This window comes from Indiicoccus explosivorum, from assembly GCF_002167005.1.
Lineage (GTDB): Bacteria > Bacillota > Bacilli > Bacillales_A > Planococcaceae > Indiicoccus > Indiicoccus explosivorum.
Map to the genome: position 1 here is coordinate 21,598 of NZ_NHTN01000026.1, position 16,413 is coordinate 38,010.

Sequence of the window (16,413 nt, forward strand, 5' to 3'; positions counted from 1 at the left end):
CTTTTTTCGTGGAATGAAGGATGGGGTTAGGGGGTGACGAGGTTTAACTCGGGCTTGCGGCCGCTTATCTCGGTCTTGCTCCTTGATTGTTATTTTTAATTACCTTCTGTAATTCCTTACTCTAACAAACCTCCCCAACCAAAAAAACCGGCCCGCTTCCGCGGACCGGCTTCACCCTTCATACGTATAATACGACCCCAATGACTTCACACTGCAGCCGAGCGCTTCGAGTTCCTCGAACGCCCCCTGCATCATTTTCGCCGACAGGTCCTCTTCGACATCCACGATGAAAAAGTAGTCGCCGAGGCCCGTCTTCAGCGGCCGCGATTCGATTTTGCTCAAGTTCAGCTGGCGCCACGCGAACACCGACAGCACCTGGTGCAGCGCACCGGACCGGTCGTCAGCCGGAAGCGAGATCATGAGCGTCGTCTTCGCGTTCTCCCGGTGCCCGGGCTGGCCGAGTTTGCCGGCCGCGCGCGACAGCACGAAAAAGCGCGTATGGTTGAAATGGAAATCGTGGATGTTCCGTTCGAGCACCGTAAGCCCGTACGTCTTCGCAGCGAACTCATTGCCCACCGCAGCGATGGCCCGCTCCGGCAGCTCGCTCACCATTTTGGCGGCGGCGGCGGTCGATGTCATCTGTTCGAGCGGCGTGGACCGGTACGTGTAGTACAGGAATTTATGGCACTGCGCGAGCGCGTGCGGGTGCGAGTAGATCGCCTCGAAGCCGTCCGCGTCCGCGTTCTCCGGGTGGACGAGCAGGTGCTGCTCGATCGGCGACGTCACTTCCGCCGCCACAAACAGTTCGGCGTCGTGGAACAAATAATCGACCGTGAGCGGCACGGACCCTTCCAGCGCGTTCTCGATCGGCACGACCGCGTAGTCGACGGCCCCTTCCGACACCGCTTCGATGCACTCCGGTATCGACGTGTACGGCACCAGGCGGCCCTCGGCGAACAGCCGGGAAGCCGCGAGATGTGTGAAGGACGCTTTCGGTCCGAGAAACGATACAGTGATTTCTGCGTTCTTGCCTGGCATGCGGCCACCCTCCAAACCTTTTTTATTCGAATAAAACCTGTTATGTACGGCAGAAAAATCCTGCCTGCCGAAAGGGGACCGGAGCAGGCCCGGTCCCTCCGGCGTCAATCGATGAATTCGAAATCGTAATCCAGCAGACGGACGGTGTCCCCGTCTTTCGCGCCGCGCTCGCGGAGCGCGTCGTCGATGCCCATGCCGCGCATCTGGCGGGCGAAGCGCCGCTGGTTGTCTTCCCGGGAAAAGTCGGTCATGCGGAACAGGCGCTCGATCGCATAGCCTTCGACGACGAATGCGCCGTCGTCGTCACGCGTGATCGTGAAGTCGTCGCCTTTCTGCTCGTGCTTGTACAGCACCGTCTTGTCGGACTCCAGCTCCTCTTCTGTGATGAGCGGGAATTCCGGCGTGACTTCGAGCAGGTCCGCGATCGCGAACAGCAAGTTCGACAGGCCGTCGCGGGACAGCGCCGAAATCGGGAACACGTTCGCGTCTTCCGGCAGCTTCGATTTGAATTCCTTCAAATTTTCTTCCGCATCCGGCATATCCATTTTGTTGGCGACGATCAGCTGCGGACGCTCGCCGAGCCGCAAGTTGTACTGCTCGAGCTCCTTGTTGATCGTCACATAATCCTCATACGGGTCGCGGCCTTCCATGCCGGACATGTCCACGACGTGCACGATGACGCGCGTCCGCTCGATATGGCGGAGGAACTGATGGCCGAGGCCGACCCCTTCGTGCGCGCCTTCAATTAATCCGGGCAAGTCGGCCATGGCGAAGCTCCGCCCGTCCTGTGTTTCGACCATGCCGAGGTTCGGCACGATCGTCGTGAAGTGGTACGCGCCGATTTTCGGCTTCGCGGCCGATACGACCGACAGGAGCGTCGATTTCCCGACGCTCGGGAAGCCGACGAGGCCGACATCCGCCAGCACCTTCAGCTCCAGCACGATGTCGCGTTCGACACCCGGTTCGCCTTTTTCGGACAGTTCCGGTGCGGGGTTGGCCGGTGTGGCGAAACGGGTGTTGCCCCGTCCGCCGCGTCCGCCGCGCGCGACGACCTGGCGCTGGCCATGCTCGACGAGATCGGCGATGACTGCGCCGGTTTCGGCATCCGTCACGACCGTACCCGGCGGCACATGGACGATCATATCCTTCGCCTTGCGGCCGTGCTGATTCTTGCTCATGCCGTGTTCGCCGCGGTCCGCCTTGAAGTGCCGCTTGTAGCGGAAATCCATGAGCGTCCGGAGCCCTTCATCGACTTCGAATACGACGTCGGCGCCTTTGCCGCCGTCGCCGCCGGCCGGTCCGCCGTTCGGAACATACTTCTCGCGGCGGAATGCCACCATCCCGTCGCCGCCGTCGCCGCCTTTTACATATACTTTTACGTGATCTACAAACATTGTTCTATCCCTCCGTTTTCGGGGTGATCCGCAGGACTGCCGGCGCAGCGGACTGCATCCATTTCATTTCCAGGTTTCCGTCCGGCGCATCCGGGACGGCGGGTGTGATGCCGTCTAACGTGATCTCGAGGCAGAACGGCTCTTTATCCCCGCACATGCGCAGCGTGCAGACCGCTTCCGTCCCGCCGTCCATTTCTTCACAGACCGAGACGAACAGCTTCTCCAAGGAGTCACGGATTACCGCATCGTGCGGCGGCGCCCCTTCTTTCCCGGCGCATTCCAGGCGAAATTCGATGTCTTGAAACCGCCATCCGGCCGTCAGGAGCCATTCCTCCGTCTCGGGCATTTCGAGGCGCGCGAGGCAGTTCTGCACTTGCGCCATATCCGCAAAATCGCGGATCAGCCCGCTGATCCGGTCGGTTTTGCCGAGATCGGCATGCATCTTGATCAGCTGCAGTTTATTCAAAAAGTCGTGGCGCGCGTGTTTCAGCGCCTCCGCGACCGTCAGTTTGTCGTCCATACTTCATTTCCCGCTTTCCGGTACTTTTTCCTCAATTATAGCAAAAGCCGGCCCCAAAAGAAAAAGGACTGCCAGAATGCAGCCCTCCTTCCTCCGTATTAAGCTTCCTGTACCGCCGGGTACACGCTCACTTTTTTACGGTCACGGCCGTAACGCTCGAAGCGCACGACGCCGTCCGTCTTCGCGAAAAGCGTATCATCGCCGCCGCGTCCAACGTTTTCACCCGGATAGATCTTTGTGCCGCGCTGGCGGTAAAGGATCGATCCGCCGGAAACGAACTGGCCGTCCGCGCGCTTGGCGCCAAGGCGTTTCGACTCGGAGTCACGTCCGTTCTTCGTCGAACCTACCCCTTTTTTCGATGCGAAAAACTGAAGATCCAATTTCAACATGAGTTTCACCTCCTATTTCCTGAAGGTCACTTGAATAAAATCGCCGTAGCTTTCTTCGATCGTCTGCAAGGAAACGATCATCGACCGCACAATGAGCTGGACCCGGTCATCCGTGTCCCGCTCAAGCCCTTCCGGGAACGCGACTTTCAAATAGCCGGCATCCGCCTGCTCGATCTCAGGTTCCACACCTGTCAGCGCTTCGATCGCATTCACCGCTCCGAAAGAGACGGCGGACGCGCCCGCACAGACGAGGTCTTTGCCCCGCACATCGAACTCCGCATGGCCCGACATCTCGAAAACCGCGATGCGGCCGTCACGTTCCGTGACATCCACCCGGATCACCTTACAGGTTGATCCCGTCGATGACGACTTTCGTGTATGGCTGACGGTGACCCTGCTTGCGCCGGTAGTTCTTTTTCGCTTTGTATTTGAAGACCGTGATTTTCTTCGCGCGTCCCTGCTTTTCGACTTTCGCCGTAACAGTCGCTCCATCAACGTAAGGAGCACCGACTTGCGTGCTGTCTCCGCCTACAAACAGAACTTTATCAAATGTAACCGTGTCGCCTGCTTCAGCCGGAAGCTTCTCGATGTAGATCTCCTGGCCTGGCGCCACCTTCACTTGTTTGCCGCCTGTTTCGATAATTGCGTACATACTTGCACCTCCTCTTGGACTCAGACTCGCCTCCTCAGGTGATCCGCGCATGGCGGACGCTTCTACCCGATTCGAGCGGTTGCAGTAGCACGGGGTGCTACAAACATAACAGTAAGATTCTATCCTAATTAGCGGCAATAGTCAACACGTAGACCTATATTTACGAAGGATTCTCCTGAATCAATCGCTGTGACCAATCGCTGTGCCGCAAAACACTCGCTTGCCGCGGGCGGTCCGCGAGCCGCTTCGGCCGCCTTGCGGCCTGCAGGGTCTCGGCTGTCCCGCTTTTCCCGCAGGCGTCTCGTGTTCCGCGTCGCCGCTCTTTTCGGCACTGTTCTGCAGAATACAGAAAAGGCTTCAGTTTATCGGTCTCCCGTAAAGCAAGAGGGAGTCCGCCCGAAAACATCTGCTCCTGCGTCGCTCCGGTTACTCGTCGCAAAGATGATGGCCTGTTCACACGAGGCCATCCTCTTTCCAGCGGAAAAACGAACGGGATGAGACCCCGCAGCCGGACGGCGAGGAGGCTCATCCGTTCGTCCGCGGAAAGCGGGCGGAGATTCCGATTACGATACGGAATTCACCGGAACGAGCCGATTTCGTAGCGCGAATTACGGACTTTCCACTCGTAGCTGTACAGGCCAAACGCTAGCGCCAGCATGAGAAGGCCGTTCACTGCCGCGGTAGGCAGGAGCCGGCCAGTGAAAAACGCGCCGAACGCCATGTCCGTGAAGCCGATGAGCGAGAATACCCAGTACAGGATGACCTCGAACAACAGCAGCACGGCGAAGCCGATGCCGGACGTGACGACCGGATGCTCGTCCGCCCGCATCGCGGCGAACGATGCCGCGAGCACAGCCACCGGGAACAGCAGCGCGTACAGGCCGATGATGTCCAGGAAAAACACGTCGTGCATGACGCCGAAGACGAACGCCCAGATGACCGCGTGCAGCCGGTCGGTGTAGATGGCGGTCATCATGAGGAAAATGAGCACGAACCGCGGGATGATGAACAGCCCGCCGTCCGGCCCGAACGGCGAGAACAGGCTGAAGATCGGTTCGATGAAAAACAGCACGAGGCAGATGAACGGGATCAGGATCCGGTTCATTCCGCCGCCTCCCCGCTTTCCGGCCGGAGTTCGACCGGTTCGATTTCAGGCGCGATGCGGTCCGCGATCATGACGTGGTCGAGCATCGGGAATTCCGCCGCCGGCTTGACGTACGCCATTTTCGTCAGCGCGAATTCATCCGTCGTCACTTCGGTGATTTCCCCGATGACGAGCCCTTTCGGGAAGATGCCGCCGAGTCCGCTCGAGATGACTTGCTGGCCGGGCTGGATGTCGAATTCGGACGGGATCCGCTTCAGGAGCAGTTCGCCCCGTTCCGCATCGTATCCTTCGATGAGGCCGTGGATTTCACCGCTGCCGCTCTGGACGAGCGCCGAGACGCGGTAATCGGTCCCCGCGCTCGTCAGCAGTTCGACGGTGGCGGTGAGCGGCGTGACGAGCGTCACTTTGCCGATCAGGCCGTCCGCCGTCATGACGGCCATGTTTTCCGCGATGCCGGCATTGGCGCCTTTATCGAGGATGAGGCGGTCTTCCCACTGGTCGGGATTGCGGCCGATCACGGTCGCCTGGATGGGGTTGTATGCGCGGAGGCTTTCCTGCTTGCCGATCACCTTGCGCAGTTCTTCGTTTTCCGTCCGCAGCGCCGCCACTTCCGAACGGATGGCGGCGTAATCGGCGAGACGCGCTTTCAGCCGCTTGTTCTCCGCATATGAGTCGAGGAGCAGATCGGCTTGGCCGATCATGCCCGAGACGAATCCGGCGGGTTTCGAGAACACTTCCTGCCCGACACCCGCCGCATCTTTTATTAGCTGCTCAGGAAGGGTCACCCGCTCCCTGTCGCGCAGCGAAAAGCCGATCAGCGCCACGAGGATGATGACTCCCACGAGCAGAATGATCAGCCGTTTATTCGAAAAAAACCGAGGCATGGAGCGCCCTCCTTATCTTTGCCGGGAATGCTTCTTGACGGTACGGAGATTGTCGAGCGCCTGGCCGGTGCCGATCGCCACGCAGTCGAGCGGGGATTCCGCCACTGTGACGCTGAGCTCCATTTCCTCTGAAATGAACCGGTCGAGGTCTTTCAGCAGCGCGCCGCCCCCCGCGAGGACGATGCCGCGCTCGAGGATGTCGACCGACAGTTCCGGCGGTGTCATTTCGAGCGTCTTCTTGACGCCTTCGACGATCGCCGTCACCGGATCTTTCATCGCTTCCGCCGCTTCTTCGGATGTGATGGTGACGGTCTGCGGATGGCCGGTCAGGATATCGCGCCCGCGGATCTTCATCTCGCGGTTCTGGCCGTAGACGTGCGCGCTGCCGATCTCCATCTTGATGCGCTCCGCGGTCGGTTCGCCGATCATGACGTTGTGCTTGCGCCGGATGTACGTGATGATCGCCTGGTCCATCGCGTCCCCCGCGATACGGACCGATTCGCTCACGACGATGCCGCCGAGCGACACGACCGCCACTTCCGTCGTTCCGCCCCCTATATCGACGATCATGCTGCCGGCAGGTTCCCAGACGGGCAGGCCGACTCCGATCGCCGCCGCGAGCGGCTCTTCAATCGTGAACGCATTTCCCGCACCCGCCTGGTACGCCGCGTCGATGATCGCCCGCTGCTCGACCGACGTGATGCCGTACGGCGCGCAGATCATGACGTTCGGCTTCCAGAGCGAACCGCCCGTCCGCTTGATCGCTTCCTTCATGTAATGGCGGATCATCGCCGCGGTCATATCGAAATCCGCGATGACGCCGTCACGCAGCGGCCGGACCGTCTCGAGCGTGTTCGGCGTCCGGCCGATCATCTGGTGCGCTTCCGAGCCGACCGCCACGATTTCCCCGGTATGTATGTTGCGCGTCACGACTGACGGTTCGCGCAGGACGATCCCTTTCTCCTTCACGTAAACGAGCGTGTTCGCCGTTCCTAAGTCAATTCCAATGTCTTTCGAACCGATCCAGAACAATTTGGCCATCTTCCCTTCTGTACGCCGACTTCAAATTACGACCCATTATAGTCGAAAGAACGGGAAAGAAAAAGTGCTACATGTACCCCTTTTCCTTAAGGCTTATGAACTGATGGTCACCGATGATGACGTGGTCGAGCAGTTCCACCCCGACGATCGACCCGGCTTCCGTCAGCCGTTTCGTCACGTCGATGTCTTCCGGCGACGGGGCCGGATTTCCGGACGGATGATTGTGCGCGCAAATGATCGATGCGGCCGAGCGCCGGACAGCTTCGCGGAAGATTTCGCGCGGATGCACGATCGAGGCGTTGAGTGAGCCGACGAAAATCGTCTGTTTATGCATAATCTGATTCTTGATGTTCAAAAACAGCACGACGAAATGCTCCTGTTTCAGAAACGACATATCCGCCATCAAGTAATCCGCCGCGTCCTTCGGCGACCGGATCGTATGCTTCGTGCCGGTTTGCTGCTGTGACAGCCGCCTGCCGAGCTCAACCGCCGCCAGGATCTGCACCGCCTTCGCTTCCCCGATGCCCCGCACAGCCGTCATCTCTTCGATCGTCGCATCCTTCAGCTCGTGGATCTGTTCAAAATAAAGGAGGATGCGGTTCGCGAGCTGCAGCACCGATTCATCTTTCGTCCCCGTCCGCAGGAGGATGGCGAGCAGTTCCTGGTTCGACAGGCTCATCGCCCCCTGCCGGATCAGCCGTTCCCTCGGCCGGTCTGCCACGTGGACATCCCGGATCATCAGTTCCCCGTTCATCCTATCGTACCCTTTCCTTCCATCCGAATAAACCCGTAGCTGCCGAGGAGATAGGCGAGCCGCCCGACCGGCAGTCCGACGACGTTGAAATAATCCCCGTGGATGGAATCAATGAAGATCTTCGCATCCGACTGGATGCCGTAGCCGCCCGCCTTGTCGTATGGGTCTTCCGTCTGCACGTAGCTGTCGATCCATTCCGGCGGCAGTTCCCGGAATGTCACTTCCGTCCGGACGGTGAACGGGATCTCTTTTTTGCCGTGGAGAATGCAGACGCCGGTGATCACTTCATGCGTCTCGCCGGACAGCCGCTGGAGGTTCGCGCGCGCCTGCTCCGCGTCTTCCGGTTTCCGCAAAATCTCGCCTTCGTAGACGACGATCGTGTCTGCGCCGATGACGACGGCACCCGGGAAGCGCTTCGAGACGTCGCGCGCTTTATGTTCCGCAGCGGCGATGACGTAATCGAGCGGCCGGCGGAATCCCGACGGTTCGGGTTCTTCCTCCGCACTCGGGATGATGTCGAATGGCACACCGAGGGTGCCGAGCAGTCCGCTGCGGCGCGGTGACGCCGAAGCGAGGATCAAGTGGTGGTCAGTTGTGAAGTTCATGCTGGTTCAGCTCCTTTACGGTCGATTTTAACGGAAAGGCGGGCGGAGGGAAAATGTGCGGGAAATGCGAAAACAGCGGTTTTGCGGGCGGAAAATGGAGGAAAACGGGTTTTTCCCATAAAAAAAGCCGCCTGATGGGCAGCTGGAAGAAGGAAAAAAGAATTTTAGCAATGTGCCCTCCGGGCTTGTGAAACGTCCGTTCCAGGCGGACGCTTTCCGCGGGGCGGTCCGCGAGCCGCTTCGGTCGCTCTGCGACCTGCAGGGTCTCGCCTGGACCGCCGTTTCCGCAGGAGTCGCCGCCTGTCGCTTCCGTTTCATTGATGTACGTCTATTCTTCTTCCATCAGTCAATAATAATTCACCATAGTCCGATGTAGGCAGCAATCATCCGCTCGCCCCAGAAGTAGACGATGACGGCGGCGAGGGCGATCCACGGGCCGAACGGGATCGGGGTTTTGCGGCCCTGGTTTGTCGCCGCGAGCTGGATCACGCCGGCGACTGCGCCGATGAACGACGCGAGGAACAGCGTGAGCAGCGTCCCGTACGTGCCGAGGACGAGCCCGATGACGAAGAACAGTTTGATGTCGCCGCCGCCCATGCCGCCTTTCGACACGATGGCGATGAGCAATAAAAGACCGAAGCCGACCGCTGCACCGACGAGCGCGTCCCACCAAGGATCGAGTGGGATGAACAGGCGGAGTCCGAGCAGCACCGCCCCGAGCGGCAGCAGCACTTTATCCGGGATGAGCATATAGGCGATATCCGAAACGGTGATAATGACGAGCAGCGACAAAAACAGCACGGCGACGAAAAACTCAGGCGAAAAGCCGAACTGGACGTACGCCAAAGCGAACAGCACGGCCGTCATGAATTCCATGAACGGATACACCCAGCGGATCTTCTCGCCGCACGACCGGCACTTGCCGCGGAGCGCGAGGAACGACAGCACGGGCACGAGATCCCCCGCCGTCAGCCGCCGGTCACATGTCGTGCAGTGCGACGGCGGGAACGCGATCGACTCGCCGACCGGAATGCGGAGACCCGCCACGTTATAGAATGATCCGAAAACAAGTCCGAATACGAATACGAACGATACAATAGCGATTTCCATAAGAGTACACACCTTTTAAAAAAGACCGGCGAGCGCCGGTCTTAGTCGTTATTTAAGTCTGTGCCATCGTTCATCGGCAGCGGGTTCAGCTTCGCGGCCGGTGATGGCGCGTCCACTTGTGGGGCGGCTTCTTCGAGTGCCACGAGATCCGGGCGGTAGAACGCCGAGAAGCTGAGCGTCACATCCATCGGTTCGAATTCGGACGCCGTCTCCAGCTGCTCTTCATAGGAAGAGAACTCGATGCCGTCGACGATTAAGATGCGCTCCATCTTTTCGATTTCCGTGATGAATTCCGCGATATCCGCGTAATTATCCGCTGTAAACGTAACGCTTGTCGTCAGTGCTTCGATCTTTTCGACCCCCTCAGCAGGCGCCAGCACCTCGAACGGGCCTTGCGCAAACTCGACTGAGTTGATAACCGTCTCCGACATCACTTCCGCCTGCTCGATCTGCAGGAGGACGCGGTCGGCGAGCGGTTCGACCGGCACTTGCTGCTGGAGGAGGCGCGCACTGACCGGTTCCGTATTCGGAATCGCCGCGAGCTGCGCTTCAAGCGCGATGACCACTTCCCGCTCGGATTCGAGCGTTTGTTCCGCCGTCACACGTGCGTCACGCGCCGGCTTGTACATCATGAAGTAGGAGTAGGCGGCAACGCCGAGGAGCAGGATCAGCGACAGCACGATGAGCCCTTTTTCTTTCTGGCTTTTTGTCAGGCTAGTCATTCGCTGTCACCGCCCCTTCCGCTGTTTCCGTTACATCCGCCGGTTCTTCTTCAGGTGCTTCTTCTGCAGGCGCATCCGCCGGCGGTGTTTCTCCGGCCGGTGTCTCAACCGGCTGAGCGACCGGTGTTTCCGCGGCGCCTTCAGCTGGGATGCGGTCATCGGTGAACGTCAGTTCATACGAAGCGACGTAGCGCGGAAGGACGAGCGTCGCATCTTCATCCATTCCTTCTTCCTCTTCGCCGACTTCTTCTCCCTGCACGGAAAGAAGGGACGCGTCGGAGAGCAGTTCCGAGTTTTTCAAGTGAGTCAGATAAAACGCCGCTTCCCGCGTATTATCGAACTGTACTTCCAGCGTCGCCGTGTTCGGCCCGGCGAACGAATAGCTGACGAAGAATCCGCGTTCCGGCAGCAACGACGCAAGTTCCGCTAATAACGGCACCGTATCGTACTGGTAGTCCTGCGCCCACATGACGGTAGCGGCGAGCTGCTGTTCTTCATTCAGTCCGGAGCGCGCTGCAATCAGATCGCGCAGTTCCGCCTGCAGCGCAGCAGTCTCTGCGCTTTCCGCCTGGAGGGCCTGCTGCCGATTTTCTTCGCCGTTCGTCATGAAGAACAGCGTGATCCAGATGAGGAGCGCCGCCAGAAGGATGGAAGCGGCGGCGATGACGACGGCCGGCCGGTCCCGCTCTTTCTGCGGCAGAAGATTAATGTCGACGAGCATGTGCTACACCTCTTTCAGCGCCAGTCCGATTGCGCGGTTGAAACGGGCGGGAACGGCGGAAGCCGAATCGGATGGGATCGGCGTGACGACGAGCGGCGACACCGGCACCGAAAAACGGCGCTCCATCAGTTCCTTGAATCCTTCCCACTCCCGGATATCGCCGTTCACGATCACTTTCGTGACGCCGATATCTCCATTGTGCATATTATAACGGTAAAAGTTCGCGATTTTTTCCGATTCCACGTTCACGAGGGCCAGTTTTTCGGTTTCATCTTCCACCATTTCCGCACTGAAATCGACATGACGCATGAACAGCGGGAAATGCTCGCCGAAGATCGACACCGTCATGGAATCGCTGTACACATCGATGAGCATGATGTGCTCATCAGCGGAGAAACCGTGCTGCAAATAAGCGAGCCGGTAAAGCGCGAGCGGCGAAATGTCGGCCACGAGCGGCTTCATCTTCGACTTCGCGAAGGCGTCTTCGTACTGCTTCAACACCGATTCTTTCGAAGCGATGATAATCGCTTCCGGTTCTTCCGCATTCGTTTTATAAGGGACCACATCGAACGCCGGGTCATCGAACGGCAAGAAAAGCGTCGATCCGATTTCAATGAAGAAGTGGCCTTTCAGCTCATCCGTCTGCACGTCCCGTGGGTACGGGACTTTGCGGATAACCACAAATTCGTCCGGTGCAAGAAACCGGACGAATTTTTTGGAGAGCTTCCAATGAACGGCCGCCTCATCCAGTACCGCCGCGAGCGCTTCAGGATCCACCACCCTGCCGCCGTCCATTACACCGGGCGGCAGCGGCAGCTCATCCGAGAAGGCGAGCCGGAGCGGTTCAACCGACTCCAGCTCGACGCAGCGGACTGCATCTTCTTCAATTGTCACCGTCATGACGCGCGTTCGGCGGTTCATGAATGAAGGTGCGAGTTTCATGGGATCAACTCCATGTTAGGCATTTGAGAAATTAATTTGCAGTGAAGTAAGCATCAATTTGAGCAGCTGTTAAGTTTCCTAGTTGATTATTAGTCAAGGTTGGAAATGCATAAGTTCCTTGCGGAGTAGTAACTGTAGCAGTAATTGTGTTTCCTGCCGCTGCTTTTGTAACAGTTGCTGCAGTAACATTACCCGGATCATCAAGGTAAGGTCCTAACACATTCTGAGCAGCTGTGGCACTACCAATTGCGGCAATTGCACCGTCAGGAGAACCAGTTTCTGTGTAGTATAAGCTGGCAGCCGAAAGAACATTCTGTACGTCAGCACGAGCTGCGTTATGGCGGCTATTCTCAATAATGTTCCCAATGGCTGGAATTGCAATCGCAGCAATGATGGCCAAAATGACGATGACGGCGAGAAGCTCGATCAGTGTGAGACCTTTTTCGTTTTTCAGTCTCTTTTGAAGCAGTTTTTTCATTCCCATTTCCTCCTCAAATTTTCTAAATTTTTAGTACTTTTCAGTACAACTTGATTATATCAAATGATTCACGAAGCGCAAGCCCTTTTTGAATAATTTTCTCTATTTTTTTAGAAAAAAAGGTTAATTATTTATTACATCTTGTCTATGTTCTCGAACATCTCGAACATCGGCATCATGATGGCTAGGACTATAGTTCCTACCAACGTGGCCAAAAAGACAATCATGAGCGGTTCGATGAGCGCTTTCAGGCGCTCAGTCTCCGCTTCGACTTCCTTTTCGTAGAATTCGGCGACTTTTGACAGCATGTGATCGAGCGCGCCGGTCGATTCCCCGATGGCGATCATGTGCGGGATGAGCGGCGGGAACGCCCAGTGGTTTTTCATCGGCTCGGTCATGGAGCCCCCTTTATGGAGCGACTCGCGCGATTCGCGGATGACTTTCGCCATCACTTCGTTGCCGACGACTTTCTCGACCATCGACATCGCCTGGAGAATCGGCACAGAACTTGTGAACAGTGAACTGAGCGAGCGCATCATGCGGGCGAGCGCCGATTTTTTCAGGATTTTGCCGAATATGGGCATGCGCAGCAGGAACGTGTCGATCGCCATTTTCCCTTGCGGCGTCCGCTTCAGCATGGCGATAGCGACGACCACGCCGACGACCGTCAGCATGACGAGGTACCAGTACTGCTGGACGACTTCGCTCGCGCCCATGACGAACCGGGTGATGGCCGGCAGTTCGCCGCCGAAGTCGTTGAACATGTCGACGAACATCGGCACGATCGACGTCAGCAGGAAAATGACGACGCCGATGGCGAGGACGCCGACGACTGCTGGGTACGTCATTGCGGAAATGACTTTCTGCCGCGTCTGGTACGCTTTGTCGTAATGGATGGCGAGCCGGTCGAGCGCTTCGTCGATGTTCCCGGACATTTCGCCCGCTTTCAATAAATTCAGCGTCAGCGGTTCGAAGATTTTCGGATGCTTCGCAAAGGCATCGGATAGCGAATTCCCTTTCCTCAGGTCTTCACTTGCCGAATGGAGCGCTTTCTGCAGCCCCTTCGATTCGACTTGCTGCGACAAGATTTCGATGGCGTTGACGATCGTCACGCCGGCCCGCATGAGCGTCGCGAACTGGCGCAGGAACATGATGAACTGGTCGCGTTTGACGGGCGCGCCGATTTGGATGTCCTTATGGAGCGCCGTCTCTTTCGCTTCCCGGATGTCGGTGACCCGGATGCCTTGACCGCGCAGCTGCTCGACCGCCACACGCCGGTTGTCGGCGGCGATGACGCCCGCCCGGACGCGTTTGTGGTCGCGCCCTTCATACTGGAATCGCGCCATATTATTCCTCCCCTTCCAAATACGGCTGGGCGGTCTGCCGCGTGATCAGGCCGCGCGTCAACAGTTCCTGTACGCTCGTCGACATCATATGCATGCCCATCGCCCGGTTCGTCATGATGACGTTCGGAATCTGGTGCACTTTTTCTGTGCGGATGAGGTTGGCGATTGCCGGATTGTTGATCATGATCTCGGTCGCCGCGCGCCTTCCCCGCCCGTCGACGGTTGGCAACAGCCGCTGCGAGATGACCGCTTTCAGTGTGCCGCCGAGCTGCGTCCGCACTTGCGACTGCTGCGCGCTCGGGAACACGTCGATGATCCGCTCGATCGTCGATGCGGCGCTCGATGTGTGGAGCGTCGCGAATACCAAGTGGCCGGTCTCAGCCGCCGTGATGGCGGTCGAGATCGTCTCCAAGTCCCGCATTTCGCCGACGAGGATGACGTCCGGATCCTGCCGGAGCGCCGCGCGCAGACCGTTCGCGAACGACTGCGTATCGAAGCCGACTTCCCGCTGGTCGATGATCGACGAGCCGTGCCGGTGTAGATACTCGATCGGGTCTTCGAGCGTGATGATGTGCTTCGACAGTTCGTCATTGATGTGGCGTATCATGGCGGCGAGCGTCGTCGATTTCCCGGAACCGGTCGGACCCGTGACGAGGATGAGCCCCTGGTGCGTTTCCGCCAGTGTCTTCAGCACTTGCGGCATCTGAAGCTGTTCGACGGTCGGGATTTCGCTCGGGATCGTCCGGAACGCGTGCGACATGGAGCCGCGCTGATGGAACGTGTTGACCCGGAAGCGTCCTTTGCCGGCGACCGCGTACGAATAGTCCATCTCGCCGCGCTCGGTGAAAGCGTCCCACATCTTCTCAGGCAAAATCTGACGGGCGATCTCTTCCGATAGTTCAGGCGTGACGGGCTGTTCCCCGTAGCGCTTCAGCTGGCCGTGCACCCGGAAGATCGGCGGCACGCCGACCGTGATGTGGATGTCGGACGTCCCGAGGTCGGACGCCGCGCCCAGCAATTCATCAATATCCAGTTTCTTCTGAACTTGCTCAATCGGCGATTGCAACGCGCAGCACCTCTTCCGTAGTCGTAATGCCTTCCTGGACTTTCATGAGCCCGTCGTCGATGAGGAAAATCGTTCCGTCCTGGATCGCGATTTTGCGGATGTCCGCCGCCGATCCGCCGGCGTTGATGACCGATTTCATTTCATCCGTCACGACGAGCACTTCGTGGATCGCCATCCGGCCTTTGTAGCCGGACATGTTGCATTGCGGGCAGCCGGCGCCCCGGACGATTTCGTTGATCTCCAGCCCGCGCTTGGCGAAGATTTCCCGCTCGCGCACGGTCGGTTCGTGCACTTCCCGGCAGTCACGGCATACGCGCCGGATGAGGCGCTGCGCGACGACCGCGTTGAGGGATGCCGTCACGAGGAACGGTTCGACACCCATGTCCATGAGCCGCGTGACCGAGGCGATCGAGTCGTTCGTGTGGATCGTCGACAGCACGAGGTGGCCGGTGAGCGACGCGCGGATCGCGATTTCGACCGTCTCCTTGTCCCGGATTTCCCCGACCATGACGATGTCCGGATCCTGCCGGAGGATCGACCGGAGCCCGGCGGCGAACGTCAGCCCGACGTTCGAATTCACCTGAATCTGGTTGATGCCTTCAAGCTGATACTCGACCGGGTCTTCGACGGTGATGATGTTCACTTCTTCGTCGTTCAGTTTGCCGAGCGCCGCGTACAGCGTGGACGACTTCCCGGAACCGGTCGGGCCCGAGATGAGCACGATGCCGTTCGGTTTCTCGATTTCATTCATAAAACGCTTGAGGTTCAGCGAATTGAACCCGAGCTTCGAGATGTCGGTCAAGTTGTTGCTCAAGTCGAGGATCCGCATGACGATTTTCTCGCCGAACACGGTCGGCAGCGTCGACACCCGGAGGTCGATCGGCCGGAAGTCGACGAGCGTCTTGATGCGGCCGTCCTGCGGCACCCGGTGTTCCGTGATGTCGAGGTCCGCCATGATCTTGATGCGGGCGATGATCATGCCCTGCATGCTTTTCGGCAGCGTCCGTTCGTTGCGGAGCGTGCCGTCGATCCGGTAGCGGACGACGACCCGGTTCTCCTGCGGGTCGAGGTGCACATCGCTCGCTTTCTGCGTGACGGCATTTGACAGGAGCTGGTTGACGAGCCGGACGATTGGCGCGTCCATGTCCATCAGTTCGTCGGTCTGCTCTTTGGAGATTTCCGGCAGCTCGTCGAGCATGTCGTCGTACGATTCTTCTTCGTAGAATTTCGTGATCGTCTTCTGGATGTCGTCTTTCGCCGCGATGGACGGCTCGATCTGGAACCCGGTGATCAGCCGGAGGTCGTCGATTGAAATGACGTCCATCGGATCGGTCATGGCGACGTACAGCTTGTCGCCTTCGGTTTTCAGCGGAACGAGCATGTTCCGCTTGGCGAATTCCTTCGGCACCACGTTGAATAAATTCGGATCGAATGGGTAGCGGAACAGCGAGACATGCGGGATGCCGAGCTGCACCTCGAGCGTCTCGATCAGCTGCTGTTCGGTGATGAGTCCCCGCTGCAGCAGCGCATCACCCAACTTCTGGTCGTTCCCTTTGTCATCCAGCGTGTCTTTCAGCTGGGAATCCGTGATCAGTCCCTGTTCGAGGAGGATGTCCCCGAGCCGTCTCCGTATGATCGCCATCGTC

Annotated in this window: 19 protein-coding genes and 1 other annotated feature; all 19 genes read right to left on the reverse strand. The window is 58.6% G+C overall.

What is annotated here, in order from left to right:
- Window positions 1-171: 171 nt before the first annotated feature.
- Window positions 172-1,038, reverse strand: coding sequence for a prephenate dehydratase (gene pheA, locus CCE92_RS09170; RefSeq protein ID WP_088007229.1), 867 nt, complete (start codon window positions 1,036-1,038; stop codon window positions 172-174).
- A gap of 104 nt (window positions 1,039-1,142) precedes the next feature.
- Complete coding sequence (gene obgE / locus CCE92_RS09175; RefSeq protein WP_088007230.1) at window positions 1,143-2,432, reverse strand: GTPase ObgE; 1,290 nt, start codon at window positions 2,430-2,432, stop codon at window positions 1,143-1,145.
- Window positions 2,433-2,436: 4 nt separating this feature from the next.
- Entirely contained in the window at window positions 2,437-2,952 is a 516-nt protein-coding gene (locus CCE92_RS09180; RefSeq protein ID WP_088007231.1) for a Spo0B domain-containing protein, read from the reverse strand.
- 98 nt (window positions 2,953-3,050) lie between these two features.
- On the reverse strand, window positions 3,051-3,341 hold the full coding sequence (gene rpmA / locus CCE92_RS09185; protein ID WP_088007232.1) for a 50S ribosomal protein L27: 291 nt from the start codon (window positions 3,339-3,341) through the stop codon (window positions 3,051-3,053).
- A 12-nt stretch (window positions 3,342-3,353) separates the two neighbouring features.
- Window positions 3,354-3,683 carry a ribosomal-processing cysteine protease Prp gene (locus CCE92_RS09190; RefSeq protein WP_088007233.1) on the reverse strand — a complete coding sequence of 110 codons (330 nt, stop codon included), beginning with the start codon at window positions 3,681-3,683 and terminating at the stop codon, window positions 3,354-3,356.
- Window position 3,684: 1 nt separating this feature from the next.
- Window positions 3,685-3,993, reverse strand: coding sequence for a 50S ribosomal protein L21 (rplU, locus tag CCE92_RS09195; protein ID WP_088007234.1), 309 nt, complete (start codon window positions 3,991-3,993; stop codon window positions 3,685-3,687).
- A 12-nt stretch (window positions 3,994-4,005) separates the two neighbouring features.
- Window positions 4,006-4,084 (reverse strand) — a sequence feature (ribosomal protein L21 leader region).
- Window positions 4,085-4,570: 486 nt separating this feature from the next.
- Window positions 4,571-5,098: a rod shape-determining protein MreD gene (gene mreD / locus CCE92_RS09200; protein WP_088007235.1), complete on the reverse strand. Its 528-nt coding sequence runs from the start codon at window positions 5,096-5,098 to the stop codon at window positions 4,571-4,573.
- On the reverse strand, window positions 5,095-5,982 hold the full coding sequence (gene mreC, locus CCE92_RS09205) for a rod shape-determining protein MreC (protein ID WP_088007236.1): 888 nt from the start codon (window positions 5,980-5,982) through the stop codon (window positions 5,095-5,097). The genes mreD and mreC overlap by 4 nt, the downstream gene beginning before the upstream one ends.
- Before the next feature lie 12 nt (window positions 5,983-5,994).
- Entirely contained in the window at window positions 5,995-7,014 is a 1,020-nt protein-coding gene (locus tag CCE92_RS09210; protein WP_088007271.1) for a rod shape-determining protein, read from the reverse strand.
- Between the two features lie 76 nt (window positions 7,015-7,090).
- Window positions 7,091-7,777 carry a RadC family protein gene (gene radC / locus CCE92_RS09215; RefSeq protein WP_088007237.1) on the reverse strand — a complete coding sequence of 229 codons (687 nt, stop codon included), beginning with the start codon at window positions 7,775-7,777 and terminating at the stop codon, window positions 7,091-7,093.
- Window positions 7,774-8,382, reverse strand: a complete 609-nt coding sequence (locus CCE92_RS09220) for a Maf family protein (RefSeq protein ID WP_088007238.1) — start codon at window positions 8,380-8,382, stop codon at window positions 7,774-7,776. Before CCE92_RS09220 ends, radC begins: the two co-directional genes overlap by 4 nt.
- 357 nt (window positions 8,383-8,739) lie before the next feature.
- Window positions 8,740-9,492 (reverse strand): prepilin peptidase, encoded by a 753-nt coding sequence (locus CCE92_RS09225; RefSeq protein ID WP_088007239.1) that lies wholly within the window; start codon window positions 9,490-9,492, stop codon window positions 8,740-8,742.
- Window positions 9,493-9,533: 41 nt separating this feature from the next.
- Complete coding sequence (locus CCE92_RS09230; protein ID WP_088007240.1) at window positions 9,534-10,214, reverse strand: pilus assembly protein PilO; 681 nt, start codon at window positions 10,212-10,214, stop codon at window positions 9,534-9,536.
- Entirely contained in the window at window positions 10,207-10,935 is a 729-nt protein-coding gene (locus CCE92_RS09235) for a PilN domain-containing protein (RefSeq protein ID WP_088007241.1), read from the reverse strand. The genes CCE92_RS09230 and CCE92_RS09235 overlap by 8 nt, the downstream gene beginning before the upstream one ends.
- A gap of 3 nt (window positions 10,936-10,938) precedes the next feature.
- Window positions 10,939-11,877 (reverse strand): type IV pilus biogenesis protein PilM, encoded by a 939-nt coding sequence (pilM, locus tag CCE92_RS09240; protein ID WP_088007242.1) that lies wholly within the window; start codon window positions 11,875-11,877, stop codon window positions 10,939-10,941.
- A gap of 31 nt (window positions 11,878-11,908) precedes the next feature.
- Window positions 11,909-12,355, reverse strand: a complete 447-nt coding sequence (locus CCE92_RS09245; RefSeq protein WP_088007243.1) for a prepilin-type N-terminal cleavage/methylation domain-containing protein — start codon at window positions 12,353-12,355, stop codon at window positions 11,909-11,911.
- Window positions 12,356-12,489: 134 nt separating this feature from the next.
- Window positions 12,490-13,701 (reverse strand): type II secretion system F family protein, encoded by a 1,212-nt coding sequence (locus CCE92_RS09250; RefSeq protein ID WP_088007244.1) that lies wholly within the window; start codon window positions 13,699-13,701, stop codon window positions 12,490-12,492.
- A 1-nt stretch (window position 13,702) separates the two neighbouring features.
- On the reverse strand, window positions 13,703-14,767 hold the full coding sequence (locus CCE92_RS09255; protein WP_420913233.1) for a type IV pilus twitching motility protein PilT: 1,065 nt from the start codon (window positions 14,765-14,767) through the stop codon (window positions 13,703-13,705).
- Window positions 14,751-16,409, reverse strand: coding sequence for a GspE/PulE family protein (locus CCE92_RS09260; protein ID WP_175578088.1), 1,659 nt, complete (start codon window positions 16,407-16,409; stop codon window positions 14,751-14,753). Before CCE92_RS09260 ends, CCE92_RS09255 begins: the two co-directional genes overlap by 17 nt.
- Window positions 16,410-16,413 lie beyond the last annotated feature (4 nt).